This window comes from Corynebacterium sp. MSK310 (assembly GCF_030227355.1).
GTDB classification, from domain to species: Bacteria; Actinomycetota; Actinomycetes; order Mycobacteriales; family Mycobacteriaceae; genus Corynebacterium; species Corynebacterium rhinophilum.
In genome coordinates this window covers 38,337-56,834 of record NZ_JASPFZ010000012.1, presented here as the reverse complement: position 1 = coordinate 56,834, position 18,498 = coordinate 38,337, and the positions used below count along the sequence as shown (strand labels likewise).

The window sequence follows — 18,498 nt, the reverse complement described above, 5'->3', positions numbered from 1 at the left end:
TCTGGTAACATTTTTCGAGTTAAAAGCAACACTATCTTTTCTTCTGACGATATCGTTCGTAGTTATATTTTCGTTATCTTCTCTTTTCGGAGCTTTCTCTTCCATGAAATTGTCTGATGTTCCCTTCCACGCCTCCGCGCTCAGCCAGTTCTTTCCTGCCCTCTTCAAGTCAGGGCTTATCACCCGGCAAGGCGGGCTTGGCGGGCAGCTCAAGCTCCTGCCCAACCTCGCGCGTTACCGCTTCACCACGGCGCGCGAAATCGAGCAGGCCTATTTAACCTGCCCCGATCGCCTCGCGCTTATCGATGACGATGGCACCCTCACCTACCACCAGCTGCGATCCCACGCGCAGAATTTCGCCCGCTACCTAGAGTCCTTGGAGCTGCCGGAAATCCGGCTCGGCGTCATGGCCCGCAACGGCCGCGGCATCATCATTCCTTTGGGCGCCAAGGGCTACGCCGGTGCCGGGATCTACCTACTCAATGTCGGTTCTTCCCCAGAGCAGCTCGCCGGCTGCATCGAAGAAAATGGCATTAACGTCCTCGTCATCGATGATGAATTCATCGATCGCGTCGATCCCAACCTCGATATTCCGGTCATTATCGCCCACGATACGGGGGCGAGCGATCTACCCACGCTCGATAAGATCGTGAAGAATCCCATGGATATCGTGCTGCCCGCCTTTCCCAAGCACGGCCCCATCGTGCTGATGTCCTCCGGCACGACCGGCATCCCCAAGGGCATCGTGCGCCCCGAGCCGACCTTGCCGGTCGTACTCGCCTCCATCGTGGGCAATATCCCGTGGCGCGCCGATCAGCGCGTGCAGATGACGGCCTCCATCTTCCACACCTGGGGCTGGGCCTGCATCAATATCGCCTTGGGGCTGCGCAATACCATCGTCACCCGCCGCGTTTTTGAACCGGAGCAGGTGCTTGATGATGTCCAACGCTACCGCCTCGACGGCATGCTCTCCTCCCCCATCTTTTTCAAGCGCTTGGTGGATCACGATCCCGAGGGCGCTTTCGATACCTCGAGCCTGAACTTCATAGCCTCTGCCGGCAATGCCCTTACCCCGCAGGTGGTCAAGGACACCAATGCGCGCTTCGGCCCCATCCTCTGCAATGTTTATGGTTCCACGGAGCTGGCGCTTGCCTCAACGGCCACGATGGAACAGGTCGCAGAAAACCCCGATGTGGTGGGCAAGGTGGCCAATGGCACCAAGCTGCGCATCCTCGATAAGGAGGGCCACCCCGTTCCCCGCGGCGAGGTGGGCGAAATCTACCTCACCAATTCCACCGCCATGACCGGCTATACCAACCCCAAGCTCAAGCTCAATCGGGTCGATGGGTTGCTGTCGATCGGCGATCTGGGGTACATCGACAAGCAGGGCTTCCTCCACGTCGTGGGCCGGGCCGATGACATGATCATCGTGGGCGGCGAGAATGTCCACCCCCAGTCCGTGACCGAGGTGCTCGAAGCCATGCCCGGCATCGATGAGGTGCATGCGTGTGGCGTGGAGGATAGCGAGACCTTCAGCCGCATCGCCGTCTGGGCGGTGCCTACTGCCGATGCCGCCGGCCGCGATCTGACTGCCGATGCCATCCGCGCCTGGGTGCACGATAAGCTCGCCGAGCACTCCGTGCCCCGCGACGTGCATTTCCTATCCAAGCTGCCGCGCAATGCCACCGGCAAGGTGGTTCCGCGCCTGCTTAAGCACGGCGACTAAATTTTTCAATGCCCCACCACATCGGTGGGGTAAAGAGCACGGCAACAAGCCAATAAATCAACCAGAAGCTGCCGTCTAGCCCTACCACCGCGATGCTAACTATAAGGATCGCAGCCGTCACCGCACTGGCATATACGGATTTTCTTAAATTATTATCGGACTGATTCCCAGACTCGGTTTTCGACTTCCCGCTGAGTTTCCGATCAACTGCGCGTATGATATCGCCGCCAAAGACCAGCGAAAATGCGATATAAAAAGCTGCGAAACCGTGCATGAATCCCGCTTCGCCATCATTATGCATGGTGAAAAATGAGAAAATTAACAGGACTATGTCAATAATTGGCGTAGCGATAAAAAATGCCAGTCCAATTCTTGGGGCCTTAACGATGTAGCGGAGAACACCACCCAGAATGAGGCACGCCCAAAAGAGAATTTCTGCTGCGACGGTAGCAATAAGCAATGTATCGTCTGCTCCCTCATCAAGGCCATATGGCCTGCTTCAATTGAAAGAGAGTTTACATTAAGGAAGAAACCCGCACAGATAAAAATGGAGCCGCCTGCGAGAATCGAACTCGCGACCTTTTCATTACGAGTGAAATGCTCTACCGACTGAGCTAAGGCGGCGCGCTACTTAAGCAGCACTGGCGATTCTATCGCAGGGGTGGCGCGGAAAAGAAATCGGTGCCTAGGCCTGGTTTTTGGCGGGCCGGTGTTAAACTCCGGCCCGATACTAGCGACGGTCCCGGTACTAGACAGCCCCCAGCGCTAAAGGCAGGCCCGCCGCAGCCTGCCCACCAAGCCGTCGAAGGCAATCTGCGTACCTACGTTCTGGGTCAGCTGCTCGCGGCAATAAGAAATGGCGGACTGGCATTCCAAGAGGCCCTCCTCGTTCACCCGCTGCGCCAGCTCGCCAGATAGCCCCGCGAAATCCGGGTGGGTCATCTCCACCTGCGCGCCCACCTTTGTCATCAGCGCGTCGCGGTAAATTCCGGAGAGATCGACGAGCACTAGGTCGAGGTTATCGATGACCCGTCGCTTCGCCCGCTTCTTGTGCTGTTCTTGTAGGTCCTTGATGGCGGAGCGGGCATCACGCTGCGCCTTCGCCGCGCCCTTGCCCTTCGCGCCCACGCCAAAGGTATTTTCCAGCTTGGCCAGCTCCGCTTCTTCTTCCTCCTTGTGCGATTCCTTCGCGTCCGCATCCACCAGCTTGAGAAGCGAGGTCACCGCCTGAAAGCCCTGGGATTCGTGGAAGATGTCCTCGGCCAGGTTGATGGCCACAGCGCGGCGTTTTTGCACCGTCGGCTCTGCCACCAAGTGGCGCGCCCTGCCCACGTGGCGCAGGGAAGTGACGGCGGCGAGGCGGGCATCGTGATCCGAGGCACCTTCGCTCACCAGCTGGGCAACGATATTGTCCACCGACGGCGAGGGGATGTACAGGTGCCGGCAGCGCGAGCGCAGGGTCTGGGAGAAATCCTCGGGGGCATCGGAAGGCGCGCACATGATAATCACGGTGCGCTCCGGCGGCTCCTCCACCGTCTTGAGCAGCGCGTTGGCACCATTATTGTTGAGGCGATCCGCGTTATTGAAGATCACCACGCGCCACGGGGCGACCGTGGGCAGGCTCGCGGCACGCCCGATGACCTCGCGCACCGTATCCACCGAGATGATGACCTCCTGCGGGTCCACCAAGACCAGGTCCGTGTGCTGCTTGGTGCCTAGCACGGCGCGGCAGGCCTCGCATTTTCCGCAGCCCGGTTCCTCCGGATCCGTGCACATGAGCGCGGCCGCGAAATCGATTGCGGCCAAGGAACGCCCCGAACCGGGCGGGCCGGTAAAGAGCCAGGAATGGCTCATCGCCCGCGGATCTGCCCCCGGCATCCCCCGCGCCGCCCGCGCGGCACCCAAGATAGTGCGGGCCACACCTGGGGTATCTGCCAATCGTTGCGCAACGCTTCCCGTATTCACTCGCTCTAGCCTACTGGTCTTACTACAGTAAGTAGTTATGAACAGACTATTGCGTGGCGCTCGTTGGCTTATGGGAACCCAATGGCCGGTATACGCTGCCTTGGTCTTGGGCGCCAATATCATCGGCGCCATCGCGATCATGACCTTCATCCTCTATTTCCTGCCCATGCCGGAAATTGACGACTTTGCCGCCGAGCTGCCCAACCTGAAGGGAGTGGCGGCGGTCTACCTCATCTTTGCCGTCATCATCGGCATCGCCGCTACCCTGCTGCTCTTCCGCCCCGTGCTGGACTGGCAGCGCAATCCCGATGCGCACGATCCAAATATGGTGCGCACCCTCGTACTGCGCATCCCCGTGTACCAATCCCTAGTCGCGGCCGCGGTCTGGCTCATCGGCATCATCTTGACGGTGGCTATCTCCAGCGGGCAATCCGGGCGGCTCGGGCTCGTCGTGGGCATCTCCACCACCCTGGCGGGCCTGGTGGTCATCATCTTGACCTACCTGCAGGCAGAGCGCCTCGTGCGGCCCGTCGCCGCGCAGGCCGTCGCCCGCCGCTTTGAAGATTCCACCGTCGAACCGCCCATCAAGTATCGCCTCTTTTCCACCTGGCTGATGACCTCCGGGGTGCCGCTACTCGGCATCGTGCTGGTGCTATTGGGGCAGCACACTGGGCTCTTTTCTGGCGATGCCAGCGAGATCATCCCGGCCATCGTGGCGCTCGCGCTTACCGCCCTGGCCACCGGGTTTATCGGCACCAGCTTCGCCATCATGAGCGTGGTCGATCCCATCGTGGAATTGCAGGATGCGATTAACCGCGTGCGCCGCGGCGAGGCCGATGCCGAGGTCGATATCTACGATGGTTCCGAGCTCGGCGTCCTCCAGGCTGGTTTCAATGAGATGATGCGCGGGCTGCGCGAGCGCCAGCGCGTCCGCGATATCTTCGGCCGCTACGTGGGCACCGAGGTGGCCCAGCGCGCCCTTGAAGAGCGCCCCGAATTGGGCGGCGAGGACCGCAAAGTCGCGGTGCTGTTTATCGATGTCATCGGTTCCACCACCTTCGCGGTCAACCACTCCCCCGAAGAAGTGGTCACGGAGCTCAATAAATTCTTCGAGCACGTCGTGACGGTGGTGCACCGCAATAAGGGCATCATTAACAAGTTCCAGGGCGATGCCGCCCTCGCCGTCTTTGGCGCGCCGCTCAACGTGTACGACTCGACTTCGATGGCGCTGCAGGCCGCCCGCGAGCTGCGCGGGGAATTGCGCGGGCTCGAGCTGCAGGCCGGCATCGGCGTCGCCTCCGGCCACGTGGTGGCAGGCCACATCGGCGGCGCGGATCGCTTCGAGTACACCGTCATCGGCGATGCCGTTAACGAGGCCGCCCGCCTGACCGAAATGGCCAAGGACACCCCCGGCCAGGTCCTGACCAACGCTGCTACCTTAAAGACCGCCAACGAGGCCGAGCAGGCCCGCTGGACCGTCATGAAATCCATCGAGCTGCGCGGGCGCCGCCGCATGACCCAGCTGGCGCGCCCCATCCGCGCCAGCCTGGCAGAAAGGTGCGAAATCTAATGGCCAGCACCCGCCTCATCGTGCCCGATGCTGCGCGCGGAATGGCGCTTTTAGGCATCGCGATAGCGAATATGACCACCGCGTGGATCATCACCGAGGACCGCCCGGGCGCGTATTTCGGCGGCATCCTCAATGACAGCGTGCTCGATAAAATCGCCGTCGTCTTCGGCGCTTTCTTCGTGCACAACCGCGGCCTACCCATGTTTTCGACCCTGCTGGGCTTCGGCGTGGGGCTTATTGCGATGAGCCTGTGGCGGCGGGGATTTCCGCTGGGGGAGGCAAGGAGGGTCATCGCCAAGCGCTATGGCTTCCTCGCGCTGTTGGGCGCGGTGCACATGGTGCTGCTGTTTTGGGGCGATATCATGTTTGTCTACGGCATTGCGGGCATAGTCATTGCCCTGCTGCTCACGCTGCATAATTCTACGCTGCGCAAGATTTCTTATATCGCGCTCGGGGTGCTGACGATGCTCGGCATCGCCGCGTTTATTTTCTCCGCGGTGGACGGCGGGCTCGATATCCCCGTCGATGCCATTGGCACGGTGAATTCCTACGGTGACCTGCTGCTCAGCCAGCTTCTCACCCTGGGCGCGCAGATCATCTCCGCCCCACTCATCGTGCTGATGTACCTGCCGGTCATGCTGGTGGGCTTTGTGTAGGCGCGCGAGGGCGTGCTTGCCGATGTCCCCTCTCACCGCCCCCAACTCCTGCGCTGGGTGGCCATCGCCGCCGCCGTAACGCTGGTCATTGGCACGCTGTGGTCTTTGGGCACCCTCGGGGTCATTGATGAGCGTTGGGCGAACGCCGCCAGTAGCGCCAATTCCACCCTCGGCGTGCTAACCGGGCCGGGAATCCTCGCCGGGCTCGCCCTTATCTTGCAGCCCGTGCAAGAGCGCCTAGCAACCGGTGCCTCCGTGCCCGCGCTCTTGTGGCCCTTCGTCGCGCTGGGGAAACGATCCATGAGTGGTTATGTGGGCCAGTCGATGCTGTTTTTCCTTATCGTGCACCCCTTCACGCTGGACTACGGCCACGACTTAGGAGCCTTCGGCCAAGCCGGGCTCGCCTGCGGCGTGTGGCTGGTCACCGTGATTGGCGCGTGCGTGCTCGAAGCGCTGGGCCTGCGCGGGCCCTTCGAGGTGGTGCACCGCCGGCTGTCTTATGGCCCGAGCATGCAGCCGGAGCGGAGCTTGCCTAGGCAGGGCCTTACCTAGACAGGGCATCGACTAGCAGGAAGTGCCCGAGGGCCAAGGCACCAGCCTCCGCCGCGCCCACTGCTCTGGCCGCCTTCGAGGGCTTGGCATGTTTCTTGTCCTTCTGAGACCCGGCTGCTGCTATTCGCGCTCGCAGCGCAGTCAGGCCTTCCGCCGCGACCAAGAGATTGGCGCCGTGGCTCAAGCCCTTCGTCGCATCGGTGCGCAGGCGCGGATCGCCCGCCAGCGCCGAGGTGGTCAGCACCGCCGCGCCGCCCACCGCTACCGCGGTCCGAGTGGGCTGCTTGCGCGTGGCGACGAGCGCCGCCGCCCACGCCATGGCGCGCAGGCCCCAACCGCGGGCATCGTTGCGCGCGCCGCGCCGATAAAGCACCCACGAATACGCCGCGTGGCTAGCGGTAACGCCTGCCACCCCAAGGAGGGAGGGGCGGTGCAAGCGGCGCGACTTTTCCACCTGGCCCACCGCGCCGGCCAGCAGTGCGGGGCTCAGGGTGGGGTTTTGCGCCTCCGCCGCCAAAAGGGGCAAAAGCGGCGCGCTTGTGATGGTGTGGGCCTTCTTCCAGCCAAAGAGGCGGGCCCATACCGTGGATTCACCAAGCGCCAGGTACGCGAAACGCCGCCAGCCCCGCGGCGTGCGCCGGGCTGGGTCGGTGACATCGGCAAAGGTTTCGGACACCGCGCGGGTCAAGGCCGCGGCGCCTTCCTCGGTGCGGGCAAGAAAATCATTCATGCCCGCCACCTTACTAATTTCTTCGCTTATTTCTTCCGCGAGCCGGCCTTCACCACGTTCTTCGTGCCGGGCGAAGGCTTCGAGCTGGATTTCTTAGCCGCCTTCTTCGCGCCCTTCTTAGTGGCCTTCTTGCTGGACTTCTTGGTCGCCTTCTTCGTCGATTTCTTGGTCGACTTCTTTGTGCTCTTCTTAGAAGACTTCTTCTTCGTCTCCCCAGAGGCCTCTTTGGCGCGGCGCTCGGAAAGGAGCTCGTTGGCGCGGGCATCGGTAAGCTGCTCCGGATCGTCGCCGCGGCGCAGGGACGCATTGGTGGTGCCGTCCGTAACGTACGGGCCGAAGCGGCCATCCTTAACGGTCATAGGCTTGCCCGAGACGTCATTATCGCCGAGTTGCTTGAGCGGCGGCTGTGCGGCCGCGCGGCCACGGCGCTTCGGCTCCGCATAAATGCGGCGGGCCTCATCCAAGGTGATGCTAAAGATCTGCTCTTCCTTAGCCAGCGAGCGCGAATCCGATCCCTTCTTCAGGTAGGGGCCGTAGCGGCCGTTTTGGGCAGTGATCATCTCCCCGTCGTCCACGCCCACCTCGCGCGGCAGGGACAGCAGCTCAAGGGCCTGTTCCAGCGTGACGGTCAGCGGCTCCATCGAGCTAAAGAGCGAGGCCGTGCCCGGCTTCAGCTTCTCATCAATGTAGTCATTGATGCGCTTTTCCTTTTGCTTCGCGGCCGTCTTGGTCTCCCAATTCTTGGCGCGCTTGCCTTCCTCGGCGCGCTGCTTATCCTCTTCTGCGCGCTCCTTCGCGACGATCTCCAAGGCCTCCGCCTCGGCCTTTTCCCGCTCATCATCGCGGACGACCTCGGTGACATAGGGGCCAAAGCGGCCTTCCTTCGCCACCACCATGCGGCCGTTTTCGGGATTCTCGCCCAGCTGGCGCCCGCCCTGCGAGGTGGCGAAGAGCTTTTCCGCCAGCTGTTCATTCAGCCCGTCCGGGGTCACGGTTTCAGAGAGGTTGGCGCGCTGATATTCCACGCTGCCGTCCTCGTTGGTGCCGATCGCGCGCTCGATATAGGGCCCGTAGCGGCCGACGCGCACGAAGACCTCGCGGCCCTCCGAATCGGTATAGAGCTTCAGCGAGTTGACCTTGCGGGCATCGATGGCCTCGAGGTTGACATCGATAAGCGATTTCAGCCCGCCATGCCGCGCGATGGAGGCCGCCTTGTGCTCGTTGGCCTCAGCGTTGCCAAAGTAAAAGCCGTTCAGCCAGTCCGTGCCATCCTCCGTTCCGGTGGCAATCGAGTCCAGCTCATCTTCCATGGACGAGGTGAAGTCATAATCCACCAGCTCGGTGAAGTTTTCTTCCAAGAGGCCCACGACGGCGAAGGCTACCCACGAAGGCACTAGGGCGTTGCCGCGCGAGACCACGTAACCGCGGTCTTGGATGGTCTTGATGATGGAGGCATACGTCGACGGGCGCCCGATGCCCAAGTCTTCCATCTTTTTCACCAGGCTCGCTTCTGTATAGCGCGCCGGCGGGTTGGTGGAGTGGCCTTCTGCCGATACCTCTTCGGCCTTCAGATCGCGGCCCTCCTCCAGGTGCGGCAGGCGGTTCTCGCTCTTCTTGCTCGTATCCTCGTCGGCGCCGTAAGCCTTCAAGAAACCCGGGAAGGTAATGGTGCGGCCGGTTGCGGAGAACTCGACGTCATAGGTGCCGTTATCCGTGGTCGCGGTGCCAGCCACGGCCACCTTCATGGAGGTGCCCTTAGCATCGGCCATCTGCGAGGCCACGGTGCGCTTCCAAATCAGGTCATAGAGCTTAAATTCCTCCGCATCCAGCTGGCTAGACAGCTGGCCCGGGGTGGCAAAGGACTCACCGGCCGGGCGGATAGCCTCGTGCGCCTCCTGCGAGTTCTTCACGCGGCGGTCATAGACGCGCGGCGAATCCGAGACGTATTCTTCGCCATAAATGCTGGTCGCGGAGCTACGCGCGGCGTTCAAGCCCTGCTGAGACAGCGAAGAGGAGTCCGTACGCATATACGTAATGTGGCCGTTTTCGTAGAGGCGCTGCGCAATGCGCATCGTGCGCTCAGAGGTAAAGTGCAGGCGCCGGCCCGCCTCCTGCTGCAGCGTCGAGGTCATAAACGGTGCATAAGGCTTGCGGGTATAAGGCTTGTGCTCTACCCCGGCCACTGTCATGCCCGCGCCCTGCAGGGCCTTTTCCAAGGCTTCTGCCTGCGGCTGGGTGATGACGATGACGTCCTTGGTCTTCACGTTTCCGCGATCGTCGAAATCGCGGCCCAAAGCCACGCGCTTGCCATTGACGGCGGTCAGGCGCGCGTCAAAGGCCGACGGGCCCTCGCCGCTGCCAGCGCCCGCGTCCAAGGTGGCGAGCAAATCCCAGTAATCGGCGGAGATAAATGCCATGCGCTCGCGCTCACGCTCGACGATGACCCGCGTGGCCACCGACTGCACGCGCCCGGCCGAAAGCCGCGGCATGACCTTCTTCCACAGCACGGGCGAGACTTCGTAGCCGTAGAGGCGGTCGAGGATGCGGCGGGTTTCTTGGGCATCAATAAGGTCATAGTCCAAGTCGCGGGTGTTTTCCGCCGCCTCCAAGATGGCGGACTTGGTGATCTCATTAAAGACCATGCGGCGCACCGGCACCTTCGGCTTTAAGACCTCCAACAGGTGCCAAGCAATGGCCTCGCCCTCGCGGTCCGGGTCTGTTGCCAGCAAGAGGTTATCGCACTGCTTCAGCTTGGATTTGAGGTCGGCGACCTTTTTCTTCTTATCCGGGCTAACGACGTAGAGCGGGGCGAAGTCATCTTCCGGGTTAACACCCAAGCGGGCCCAAGATTCTTTCTTGAACTTCGCCGGCACGTCGGCAGCTCCCCGCGGGAGATCGCGGATATGCCCCACGGAGGCCTCCACGATGTAGTTATCTCCCAGGTACGGCTGGATCTTTTTCGCCTTAGTTGCCGACTCCACAATCACTAAAGTTTTGCCCGGCTCGGCCGCTTCTGCCACTTCGACTTCATCCCTTTCGATGATGCGAACATTAAAATTTGTGCGCTTTCAGCAATCGCCCCTAGCGTACACAGGTGGTTTATACCGTTCTTCGCACCATATACTCGGTAAGACCAAAAGGCTGTGTAGGGGGCGCTTCGCACCCCCACCGAACCGGTCTATACTGACCTTTTTAGAAAGTCCAGCAGCTGTGAAAGCATTGTTGGGGACGATAGCACACCCACAACACACCCCGTGGAGGATTAGATGGTTGACACAGTAACCATGTGGATTGAAGCCATCATGGGCACGGAGTGGGTTTATCCCATCGTGGGCCTGCTCATTTTCGGGGACTGTTTCTTTCCAGTGCTCCCCTCTGAAATCCCGCTGAATATGGTCGGCGCTTGGTCCGGTTCGCAGGGATTTCCGCACCTGCCCACCATGTTCTTTGTGGCGCTCGTAGCAGCCATGTTGGGCGATAACCTGTGCTTTTTGCTGGGCACGCGGTTCATGCCGCTGCTTAACCGCATTCAAAAAGGAACAAAGGCCTACGAGGCCCTCTCCTGGGTAAAACGCAATGTGCGCCGCGGCGGTGGAGCGGCCATTATCATTGCCCGCTTTATCCCCTCGGCCAGGCTCTTTATGACCATTTTGCTAGGGTCAATGCGCTTTCCCTGGCCGGTCTTCCTCTTCTTCGACACCATTGGCGTGATGCTCTGGGTATTCCAGGCCCTGGCCATTGGTTATGTCGGCGGCATGGCGTTTTCCGATACCCCACTATTTGCGATGGTCATCAGCATTATCGCCGCCATCTTCATCGGCTTGGGACTGCAAAAGGCCCAAAACAGCATCATGGAGTGGTGGGATACCCGCCGCGGCTACGCCGAAACGCCCTACGGCGCTTAAAAACCCTAGAGAATTTTAGAGAATGGAAACGGCCTGCGCCTGGTCGCCCTTCGGGCCGGATCCAACCTCGAAGCTGACCTTCTGGTTTTCTTCCAAGGTGCGGAAACCGCTGCCCTGAATTTCGGAGTAATGCACGAAGATGTCTCCGCCGCCGTCCTCGCGCTCGATGAAGCCGTATCCCTTTTCGGAGTTAAACCACTTAACGGTTCCTTGTGTCATGGTGAACTGAGTTCCTTTTCTTAAAGAGGTAGCGCGGATTGCCGCGCCGGTAGTTATTCGGTAAATGGGTCCTCGAGCAGTACCGTGAAGTATAAAACCGCACCAAGACAACATTGGCCTGTCAACAGTGTGACACGTTCCACGCCAAAGCGATAGATTTAACTCACAAGGGGGTAAAAATTGTCTCACCCGGCTGGCGATAACCCCATTGGTGAAGAGCTCCTAGAACTCATCCAGCGGCGCCTTTCTGAGTCCACCCTGACGTTTCACACCACGCTCCCGGCAAAGCGGGCGCGCTACGCCGATTGGCCGGAGTGGGTGCTGCCGGGGTTGAAGGAGGAGGTGATGGATGGGGGCATCGGCAAGCTCTATGCGCACCAAGCCGAGCTCGCCGAATGCGCGTGGCAGGGCCGCGACGCCGTGATTTCTACCGGCACCTCGTCCGGCAAATCCTTGGGCTACCAGCTGCCCATCCTCACCCGGCTGGCAGAGGATCAGACCGCGTGCGCGCTCTACCTCACCCCCACCAAGGCCCTGGGATCGGACCAGCTGCAATCCGCAATCGAGCTGTGCCGAGGGATTCCGGAGCTCAAGAACGTGGTGCCCGCGCCCTATGACGGCGATACGCCCCAGGAGTCGCGGACGGGCGTGCGCGATCATTCGCGCCTGGTGTTTTCCAATCCCGATATGGTGCACATGTCCATGCTGGCCGCGCACGCGCGGTGGGCGCGGGTGCTGCGCCACCTGGAGTTCATCGTCATCGATGAATGCCACTCCTACCGGGGCGTATTCGGCGCCAATGTGGCCCTGGTTCTGCGCCGCTTGCTCCGCCTGTGCCGGCATTATGGATCGCGTCCCACCATCATTTATGCCTCCGCGACCATGAATGATCCGGCGCGGCATGCCGAGCGCCTCACCGGCCGCCCGGCGCACGCCATTACTGAAGATTCCGCCCCCACCGGCGCGCGCACGGTCGCGCTCTGGGAGCCTGGGTTCCTGGAGGGCGCGGAGGGCGAGCACGGCGCCCCCGTGCGGCGCGCGGCCACCACCGAGTCCGCCGAGATGATGGCGACCTTCATAGCGGAAGGCGCCCGGACCATGACTTTCGTGCGCTCCCGCCGCTCCGCCGAGGTCGTGGCGATGGTAGCCGCCGAGACCCTCTCCGGCAGCTTGGGCCGGCCTGATTTCGCGCAGCGCATCGCCGCCTACCGCGCCGGCTATCTGGCCGAGGACCGCCGCAGGTTGGAGCAGGCGCTTGACGATGCCTCCTTATTAGGCGTTGCCACCACCTCCGCCCTCGAGCTGGGCATCGACGTCGGCGGGCTCGATGCCGTGGTCACCGCAGGGTTTCCGGGCACCGTAGCCAGTTTTTGGCAGCAGGCCGGGCGCGCAGGCCGGCGCGGGCAAGGCTCGCTCGTAGTGCTCGTCGCCCGCGATGAACCCATGGACACCTACCTGGTGCACCACCCCGATGCGCTACTGGGAAAACCGGTGGAAGCAAGCGTCTTTAACCCCACGAACCCCTATATTCTCTTCGGTCACCTCTACTGCGCGGCGGTGGAAAAACCGCTGGATGATACCACCATTGCTGAGTGGGGTGCCAGCGAGGTCATCCACCAGCTTGCGGAGCAGGGCCTCGTGCGCCGCCGCGAGCGCGGGTGGTTTGCCGTACCCATTCCCGCCTCCAGCGCGGAAGAGCTCTCCCCGGAGACCGCCCACTCGGCGGTATCGCTGCGCGGCGGGGCGGGCGAGGAGGTCATGATCGTGGATGCCTCCGATGGGCGGCTACTGGGCACCATCGATGCAGCGCGCGCGACCAGCCAGGTCCACCCCGGCGCGGTCTACCTGCACCAGGGCGAAAGTTTTGTCATCGAGGAGCTCCTCCTATCCGATTATGTGGCACTCGCCCGCCCGGAGACCCCCGAGTATTCGACCACCCCGCGCTCTACTACGGATATTCGCATCGTGCGCGAGGCCGATAACCTGGTCAATTATTCCCCGGGCCTGTGGGTGGCGGACGTGGAGGTCGAGGTCACCGACCGCGTCACCGGGTACCAGGTGCGGCTTGCCAATGGCACCATCGGCGACGATATCCCCCTCGATCTCCCCGAACAGCGGCTGACCACCCGCGCCGTGGCTTATACCATCGACCCGCTGGCGCTTTCTGCGATGGGCATTACCGCCGCCGATATCCCCGGCACCCTCCATGCGGCCGAACACGCCGCCATTGGGCTGTTGCCGCTTATCGCTACCTGCGACCGCTGGGATATCGGCGGCGTATCCACCGCATTGCACGCGGATACGCAGCTTCCCACCGTCTTTGTCTACGACGGCCACCCCGGCGGCGCCGGGTTTGCCGAAGAAGGCTTTCGCCGCTTCCCCGAGTGGATCGCGGCCACCTTTGAGGCGGTGCGCTCCTGCCCCTGCGAGGCCGGGTGCCCATCGTGCGTGCAATCGCCCAAGTGCGGCAACGGCAATAACCCACTAAGCAAGGACGGTGCCATCAAGCTGCTCGGCGAGCTCGTCACCATGACGCAGGAGTCCGCGGTTTAAACAGGGCCCGCCTTGGCCGTGGCGCTCTGGCCGCGCACCGCGGCAACGGCGATGATATCGGGCGCATTGTCGGTGCATTCCTCGAGGCTCGCGCCGTTATCCCGCGCGGTGCTTTCTGCGGCCGCACACGCATCCTTGCCGGTGGCCAAGGCCCACGCGCCGGCCACGGCGGCAAGGTCCGCGGCTACCTGCGCTTCGTAGCGCGCGGTCACGCGTGATCCTACCGCCGCGATGACCAGCAATAAGCTGATGATGGCGACGATGATTCCGGTGGCGGCGATGGTGGCGTACCCGTCCTCACCGCGGAGTTTGCTAGTCATTGCCGGCCACCTCCGCGGGAAAGACCGCTTCCGCGCTCATGGTGCCGATGGGAGCATCGACGCTTACCGATGCCCTGATAAGCCCCGCGCTTTCCTGCACGCTTACCCGGGCATCCTCTCGCGCTGGTTGGTACTCGACGCCGATGGCGTGCGACCTCGCCGCCGCGCCCGCCATGTCCACCGCCGCGATATAGGACGCCATCGTCGCGATCGCACCGATAATGCCCGCCGCCACGAGGACGAGGGAGCTTAATGCCAGGGCGGCTTCGATGGTCACGGAACCATCGTCATCGACTACCGTGCGCATGATTCCTCCTTTCTTGTGTTCTAGTGCGCCCGGTTAGCTCGGGGTATTCGACAGCGCATCGGTGATGATTCCCTCGATGGCATCGACCACGCCGCCGCCGTTGATGACCATGTACAGCACGCCGGCAAGTGCCGCAGCCGCAAGCGATCCCATGGCGTATTCAATGGTGCTCATCCCCTCATCGTTGCGGACGAGGGCGCGGGTGAGCTGGGAGTACTTAATAAATAGTGCAGACATAATGGGAAGTCCTTTCTTATAAGGTGTGGTGGTTGAGTAGAAGTGAAAAATGGTGCATCTAGAAAAGCTGCGCGCCCAAGCTGATCACTACGGGCGCGAGGCCTAGAACGATGAATGCTGGCAGGAAGCACACCGCCAGCGGGAGGGCAATGAATACTCCTGCGCGCTCTGCTTTAGCCGTAGCGTGAGCAGATGCTTCGGCGCGCAAAGAAGTACAGATTCGCGTGCATCCGGCGGCTATGGTGGCGCCGGATTGGCCCGATAAGATGACAAGCCCCGCCACGTCCTCTAGTCCCGCATGGCCCTTCATGTGGTCCCATGCAGATTCCGTGGGCACGCCAACTCCCAGGAGCGCGGATACCGTCTCCCACAGGTGCTGGGTATCGGCCTCTGCCGTACGCGCGACCGCCGTAGCAGCGGCGTGCACCGTCAGGCCCGCACTCAGGCAAGCTGCGAAAAGTTCGATATCCCCGGCCACGAGGAGTGGATCCACGGTGGTAGAGGGCTGGAGTTTGCTCATCAATCCCCCGCGCACTGTTGCGCCATCGCGCTTTCTTGGGCCGGCGCGCGGGGTCTTCGCCGTGTGCTGTGCTGTGTTCTGTGCCGTAGCCGGTCCCAGCCGCCCCTTGGTGGCCGGCAGCCCAACGAGCACGGCCAGCGCCAGGCAGATAAAGGCCATCATGGTGCCGCCTTCCTGATGATGACGCGGGACCAGGCAAAGCCGCTGCAGGCAAGCCCCACCCCAATGACCAGCAGGATTCCGCCCACTCCCCCGCCGAGCAAAAAGCCCAGCGAATTGGCCCCCATCGCCCCGCCCATGGCGATGCCCGCAATGGGAAGACACGCCAAGACCGTCGCCGTAGCTTGGGGTCCCTGCAGCCCGGCTGCGGTGGATTGGTGGTGGCGGCGCAGCGCATCCATCTGGCTTTGGGCCTGCTCAAAGAGGCTGGCTACCCCGATGCCATGCTGAGTAGATAATTCGAGCAGGTGGCCTAACCGGGTAAGTTCTGCATCCGCATGGGCGCCAGAGAGCGCCACGTGTGGGGGCGCGCCGCGGGCCGCCGCGGTAGCGGTGGATTCTAAGGCCGCGCTCATATCCCGCGGCGTCGTCGAGGGAAGGGACTCCGCCCCGCGCGATAGCGCGCTTGCGAGGGTCGCCCCGGCGCGCAGGTCAGCGGTCACGACACCGAAGTATCCGACTAGGGCCTCGCGGCCGCGCCGGCGCGTGCGGGCGGCCATGACGTCCTTGATATACCACGACACGCACCAGGCGATGATCGCCGCCGCGACCGCAATGCTTATCCGCCCAACCGAGAAGAAGACCAAGCTGCCGCAGAATACGGCACCCAAAATGACCAAGGAGCTGGCCTTTATCCGGCTGTCCTTGCCAGCAATGCGGGATGCGCTCGAGGGCGCAGACAGCAAGAGGGCTGCGGCGAGCAATAAGAAGCTAAGCATCCGCCTGACCTCCTGCTTCTTCGCGCTGTTCCTCCAACAGCGCGGCCGAGAATCCCGCAAAGCCAGGCGCGGGCCCCTTGGTTGCACTCCAGACAATGCGCGGGGTGACCGGATTGCCCTCTAAGACGCCGATATGAGCCAGGCGCCGGCCATGTGGCGTGCGCTCCATGGTGAGCACCACGTTGACGGCAGCCGCCAATTGCGAGTGCAGGGCGCTGCGGTCCAGGCCGCCGAGTGCGCCGAGGGCCTCCATGCGGGCGGGTACCTCAAAGAGGGAATTGGCGTGCAAGGTACCCGCACCGCCATCGTGGCCCGTATTCAGCGCGGCGAGGAGATCGACTACCTCTGGGCCGCGAATCTCACCGACGACGATGCGGTCTGGGCGCATGCGCAGCGCTTGCCGCAGCAATTGCGCCATGGTGATTTCCCCGCTGCCTTCAGCGTTTGCCCGGCGCGAGACGATGCTCACGCAATGCGGGTGGTGGGGTGATAGCTCCGCCGTATCTTCGATGACCACGATGCGCTCGCGCTCGGATACGGTTCCCAATAGCGCCGAGAGCAGCGTCGTCTTGCCAGAACCGGTACCTCCGATAACGAGGAAGGACAATCGCTTGTCCACCATCGCGGCAAGCAGCTGGCCGATGTCCTCCGGCACGGTGCCATTGGCCACCAACTGCGGCAGGGTGGTCTGCGCCTGCCGCAATACGCGCAGGCTAATGCACGTTCCGCCCACTGCGGGTGGGCTTAAAAGGGCATGCACGCGGAGCACGACGCCATCGGGGCGCGTGACGCGGCCATCGGCAAAAGGCTGGGCATCATCAAGCCGCGTGCCCGATGCCGCGGCCAACCGAGAGGCAAGCTGGCGCACCTCCCCATCGTTGCGAAAGGTGATATCGCTGCGCTCTAGCCCCTCTCCTCGGTCCATAAAGACGTGTTCAGGCCCGTTGACCACGACATCGGTCACGCCCTGCCGGGCCAATAAGGCATCCAGTGGCCCCATGCCGGTGGCATCTTGGCGCAAGCGCCGGAGCAGATCCACCACGGCGACATCACTGATAACCCCTGCTTCCTCGCGGATCCGCCGGGCCAAGCTAGGGGCGTCGTGCACCAGATCCGGCTCGGCGGCAATGACCCGCTGCATCTTCTCCATGGTCTTTTCCATGGTCTCGGCCGAGCTATCCATCGCTGCGCTCATACCCCTACCTCCTCGCGCACCGCACGGACGGTTTTGGCGAGCGCCGCGGGAAGCCGGGCTGGGAGTCCACCGATCTCTATGCTGCGGGTGAGCCCGCGCACGCTGGGCAATTGGGCACTGACTCGGTGGTGGATAATGTCTTCTACCTCGGGTGCGCTGAGAGCCGCCCACTGCCGTTGGCGCAGGACCACCACGATGTCGCGCCGCGCCTCATCCAGTCGCAGGATAAGTTGTGCGGCCGCCGCTGCCGATCGCACCTCCGCGGCCACCACCAGCACCACGTGCGTGCAGGCAGCCGGGATGTTTTCCGCCGTGCAATCCACAACGCATAGGCCCTCGCCCGCATGCGCCGCAGACGTCACCGCCGCCAAGAGCGTGGCATCTAGCGTGAAGGTATCTTTGACCGTACTGCGCGCTGCGGATAGCACCGCTATGCCATCGGAGGTAGAGGGCAAGGCGCGGTAGAGATCGGCGGCATCGATGCTGCCATCGCCAATATTGAGCTCCGGCCAGCGGGCACCCGGCGCCGTTTCCACGCCGAGGAGGAGATCGAGGCCGCCGGAGTGCGCGGTGGCATCGATAAGCAGCGCCCGCGCCTGCTCACCCGCCATGCAGTGGGAACGCGCCAGGGCCGCTGCAAAGGTAGAGGCTCCTACCCCACCGCTGGCGCCCACCACCGCGATGGTGGCGCTACCGGGGCGATCTTCTGGTGGGTGCGCGGCCTGTGCAATAGCCGCCAGCAGGTCTTTAATCTCCGCGGGGATAATAAAGGCGCGGTCCGCATGGCAGGCAAGTGCCGCCTCGTAATCAATGGGCCCCGGATCTGCGGCGAGGAAAAGCACCGGGGCGGGCGTTGCCTGTGCGGCTTGGGCAGAGGCGATAACGCGCGCCATGAGCGCATCGACCAGAACCGTATAGGCCCCGGGAAGGCTACGCGGAATATCGCGGGGATCGGTCACCGCAATGACCTCGTGGCTGGTCGCGACGGCGGCATGGACCGCCTCAGCGCGCAAGGCTTCCTCGCCTATGGCAACGACGATGGTGGAACGAGAGTGTGCTGTATTCATGCCCCTAGCCTGAAGCACCTGTGCCACCTGCACTAGAG

18 protein-coding genes and 1 tRNA gene are annotated in these 18,498 nt (G+C 62.7%); 6 read left to right on the top strand and 13 right to left on the bottom strand.

Going from position 1 to position 18,498, the window contains the following annotated elements; all coding sequences use genetic code 11:
• Positions 1 to 103: 103 nt before the first annotated feature.
• Positions 104 to 1,726, top strand: a complete 1,623-nt coding sequence (locus QP891_RS09220) for an AMP-binding protein (RefSeq protein WP_284770761.1) — start codon at positions 104 to 106, stop codon at positions 1,724 to 1,726.
• On the opposite strand, the gene QP891_RS09215 is transcribed toward QP891_RS09220, so the two are convergent.
• The 3 genes from QP891_RS09215 to QP891_RS09205 all read right to left on the bottom strand — a co-directional run bounded on the left by QP891_RS09215 (position 1,710) and on the right by QP891_RS09205 (position 3,691).
• Complete coding sequence (locus tag QP891_RS09215) at positions 1,710 to 2,186, bottom strand: hypothetical protein (protein WP_284770760.1); 477 nt, start codon at positions 2,184 to 2,186, stop codon at positions 1,710 to 1,712. The two genes, QP891_RS09220 and QP891_RS09215, sit on opposite strands and share 17 nt — an antisense overlap.
• A gap of 88 nt (positions 2,187 to 2,274) precedes the next feature.
• Positions 2,275 to 2,350: transfer RNA gene (locus QP891_RS09210), tRNA-Thr, on the bottom strand.
• Positions 2,351 to 2,491: 141 nt separating this feature from the next.
• On the bottom strand, positions 2,492 to 3,691 hold the full coding sequence (locus QP891_RS09205) for a DNA polymerase III subunit delta' (RefSeq protein WP_284770759.1): 1,200 nt from the start codon (positions 3,689 to 3,691) through the stop codon (positions 2,492 to 2,494).
• A 37-nt stretch (positions 3,692 to 3,728) separates the two neighbouring features.
• Between QP891_RS09205 and QP891_RS09200 the strand changes: the two genes are divergently transcribed.
• The 3 genes from QP891_RS09200 to QP891_RS09190 are packed head-to-tail and all read left to right on the top strand — an operon-like array spanning position 3,729 to position 6,469.
• The gene (locus QP891_RS09200; protein WP_284770758.1) at positions 3,729 to 5,261 is read left to right on the top strand and encodes an adenylate/guanylate cyclase domain-containing protein; all 1,533 of its coding nucleotides are present in this window, start codon (positions 3,729 to 3,731) and stop codon (positions 5,259 to 5,261) included.
• Positions 5,261 to 5,917 carry a DUF418 domain-containing protein gene (locus QP891_RS09195; RefSeq protein WP_284770757.1) on the top strand — a complete coding sequence of 219 codons (657 nt, stop codon included), beginning with the start codon at positions 5,261 to 5,263 and terminating at the stop codon, positions 5,915 to 5,917. Before QP891_RS09200 ends, QP891_RS09195 begins: the two co-directional genes overlap by 1 nt.
• 12 nt (positions 5,918 to 5,929) lie before the next feature.
• Positions 5,930 to 6,469: a DUF418 domain-containing protein gene (locus tag QP891_RS09190; RefSeq protein WP_284770756.1), complete on the top strand. Its 540-nt coding sequence runs from the start codon at positions 5,930 to 5,932 to the stop codon at positions 6,467 to 6,469.
• On the opposite strand, the gene QP891_RS09185 is transcribed toward QP891_RS09190, so the two are convergent.
• Together QP891_RS09185 and topA are read right to left on the bottom strand one after the other, a co-directional pair.
• On the bottom strand, positions 6,462 to 7,199 hold the full coding sequence (locus QP891_RS09185; protein ID WP_284770755.1) for a hypothetical protein: 738 nt from the start codon (positions 7,197 to 7,199) through the stop codon (positions 6,462 to 6,464). The two genes, QP891_RS09190 and QP891_RS09185, sit on opposite strands and share 8 nt — an antisense overlap.
• A 26-nt stretch (positions 7,200 to 7,225) precedes the next feature.
• Positions 7,226 to 10,219, bottom strand: coding sequence for a type I DNA topoisomerase (topA, locus tag QP891_RS09180; protein ID WP_284770754.1), 2,994 nt, complete (start codon positions 10,217 to 10,219; stop codon positions 7,226 to 7,228).
• Positions 10,220 to 10,465: 246 nt separating this feature from the next.
• Here topA and QP891_RS09175 point away from each other — a divergent pair, with 246 nt between their 5' ends.
• Positions 10,466 to 11,104, top strand: coding sequence for a DedA family protein (locus tag QP891_RS09175; RefSeq protein ID WP_023016600.1), 639 nt, complete (start codon positions 10,466 to 10,468; stop codon positions 11,102 to 11,104).
• Between the two features lie 15 nt (positions 11,105 to 11,119).
• On the opposite strand, the gene QP891_RS09170 is transcribed toward QP891_RS09175, so the two are convergent.
• Complete coding sequence (locus QP891_RS09170) at positions 11,120 to 11,323, bottom strand: cold-shock protein (RefSeq protein ID WP_005276524.1); 204 nt, start codon at positions 11,321 to 11,323, stop codon at positions 11,120 to 11,122.
• 180 nt (positions 11,324 to 11,503) lie between these two features.
• Here QP891_RS09170 and QP891_RS09165 point away from each other — a divergent pair, with 180 nt between their 5' ends.
• A complete protein-coding gene (locus tag QP891_RS09165) occupies positions 11,504 to 13,876 on the top strand; it encodes a DEAD/DEAH box helicase (RefSeq protein WP_284805931.1) in 2,373 nt (790 codons plus the stop codon).
• On the opposite strand, the gene QP891_RS09160 is transcribed toward QP891_RS09165, so the two are convergent.
• Genes QP891_RS09160 through ssd form a run of 7 tightly spaced genes read right to left on the bottom strand, consistent with a single transcriptional unit; the run spans position 13,873 to position 18,460 of the window.
• On the bottom strand, positions 13,873 to 14,196 hold the full coding sequence (locus QP891_RS09160; RefSeq protein WP_284770752.1) for an Rv3654c family TadE-like protein: 324 nt from the start codon (positions 14,194 to 14,196) through the stop codon (positions 13,873 to 13,875). The two genes, QP891_RS09165 and QP891_RS09160, sit on opposite strands and share 4 nt — an antisense overlap.
• Complete coding sequence (locus QP891_RS09155) at positions 14,189 to 14,503, bottom strand: hypothetical protein (protein WP_023016597.1); 315 nt, start codon at positions 14,501 to 14,503, stop codon at positions 14,189 to 14,191. The genes QP891_RS09160 and QP891_RS09155 overlap by 8 nt, the downstream gene beginning before the upstream one ends.
• Before the next feature lie 33 nt (positions 14,504 to 14,536).
• A complete protein-coding gene (locus tag QP891_RS09150; protein WP_005276515.1) occupies positions 14,537 to 14,740 on the bottom strand; it encodes a DUF4244 domain-containing protein in 204 nt (67 codons plus the stop codon).
• Positions 14,741 to 14,798: 58 nt separating this feature from the next.
• Positions 14,799 to 15,422, bottom strand: coding sequence for a type II secretion system F family protein (locus QP891_RS09145; RefSeq protein WP_284770751.1), 624 nt, complete (start codon positions 15,420 to 15,422; stop codon positions 14,799 to 14,801).
• Positions 15,419 to 16,198, bottom strand: a complete 780-nt coding sequence (locus QP891_RS09140) for a type II secretion system F family protein (protein ID WP_284805930.1) — start codon at positions 16,196 to 16,198, stop codon at positions 15,419 to 15,421. Before QP891_RS09140 ends, QP891_RS09145 begins: the two co-directional genes overlap by 4 nt.
• Positions 16,191 to 17,393 (bottom strand): TadA family conjugal transfer-associated ATPase, encoded by a 1,203-nt coding sequence (locus QP891_RS09135; RefSeq protein ID WP_284783213.1) that lies wholly within the window; start codon positions 17,391 to 17,393, stop codon positions 16,191 to 16,193. The genes QP891_RS09140 and QP891_RS09135 overlap by 8 nt, the downstream gene beginning before the upstream one ends.
• Positions 17,390 to 18,460 (bottom strand): septum site-determining protein Ssd, encoded by a 1,071-nt coding sequence (gene ssd / locus QP891_RS09130; protein ID WP_284770748.1) that lies wholly within the window; start codon positions 18,458 to 18,460, stop codon positions 17,390 to 17,392. The genes QP891_RS09135 and ssd overlap by 4 nt, the downstream gene beginning before the upstream one ends.
• Positions 18,461 to 18,498: the final 38 nt, after the last annotated feature.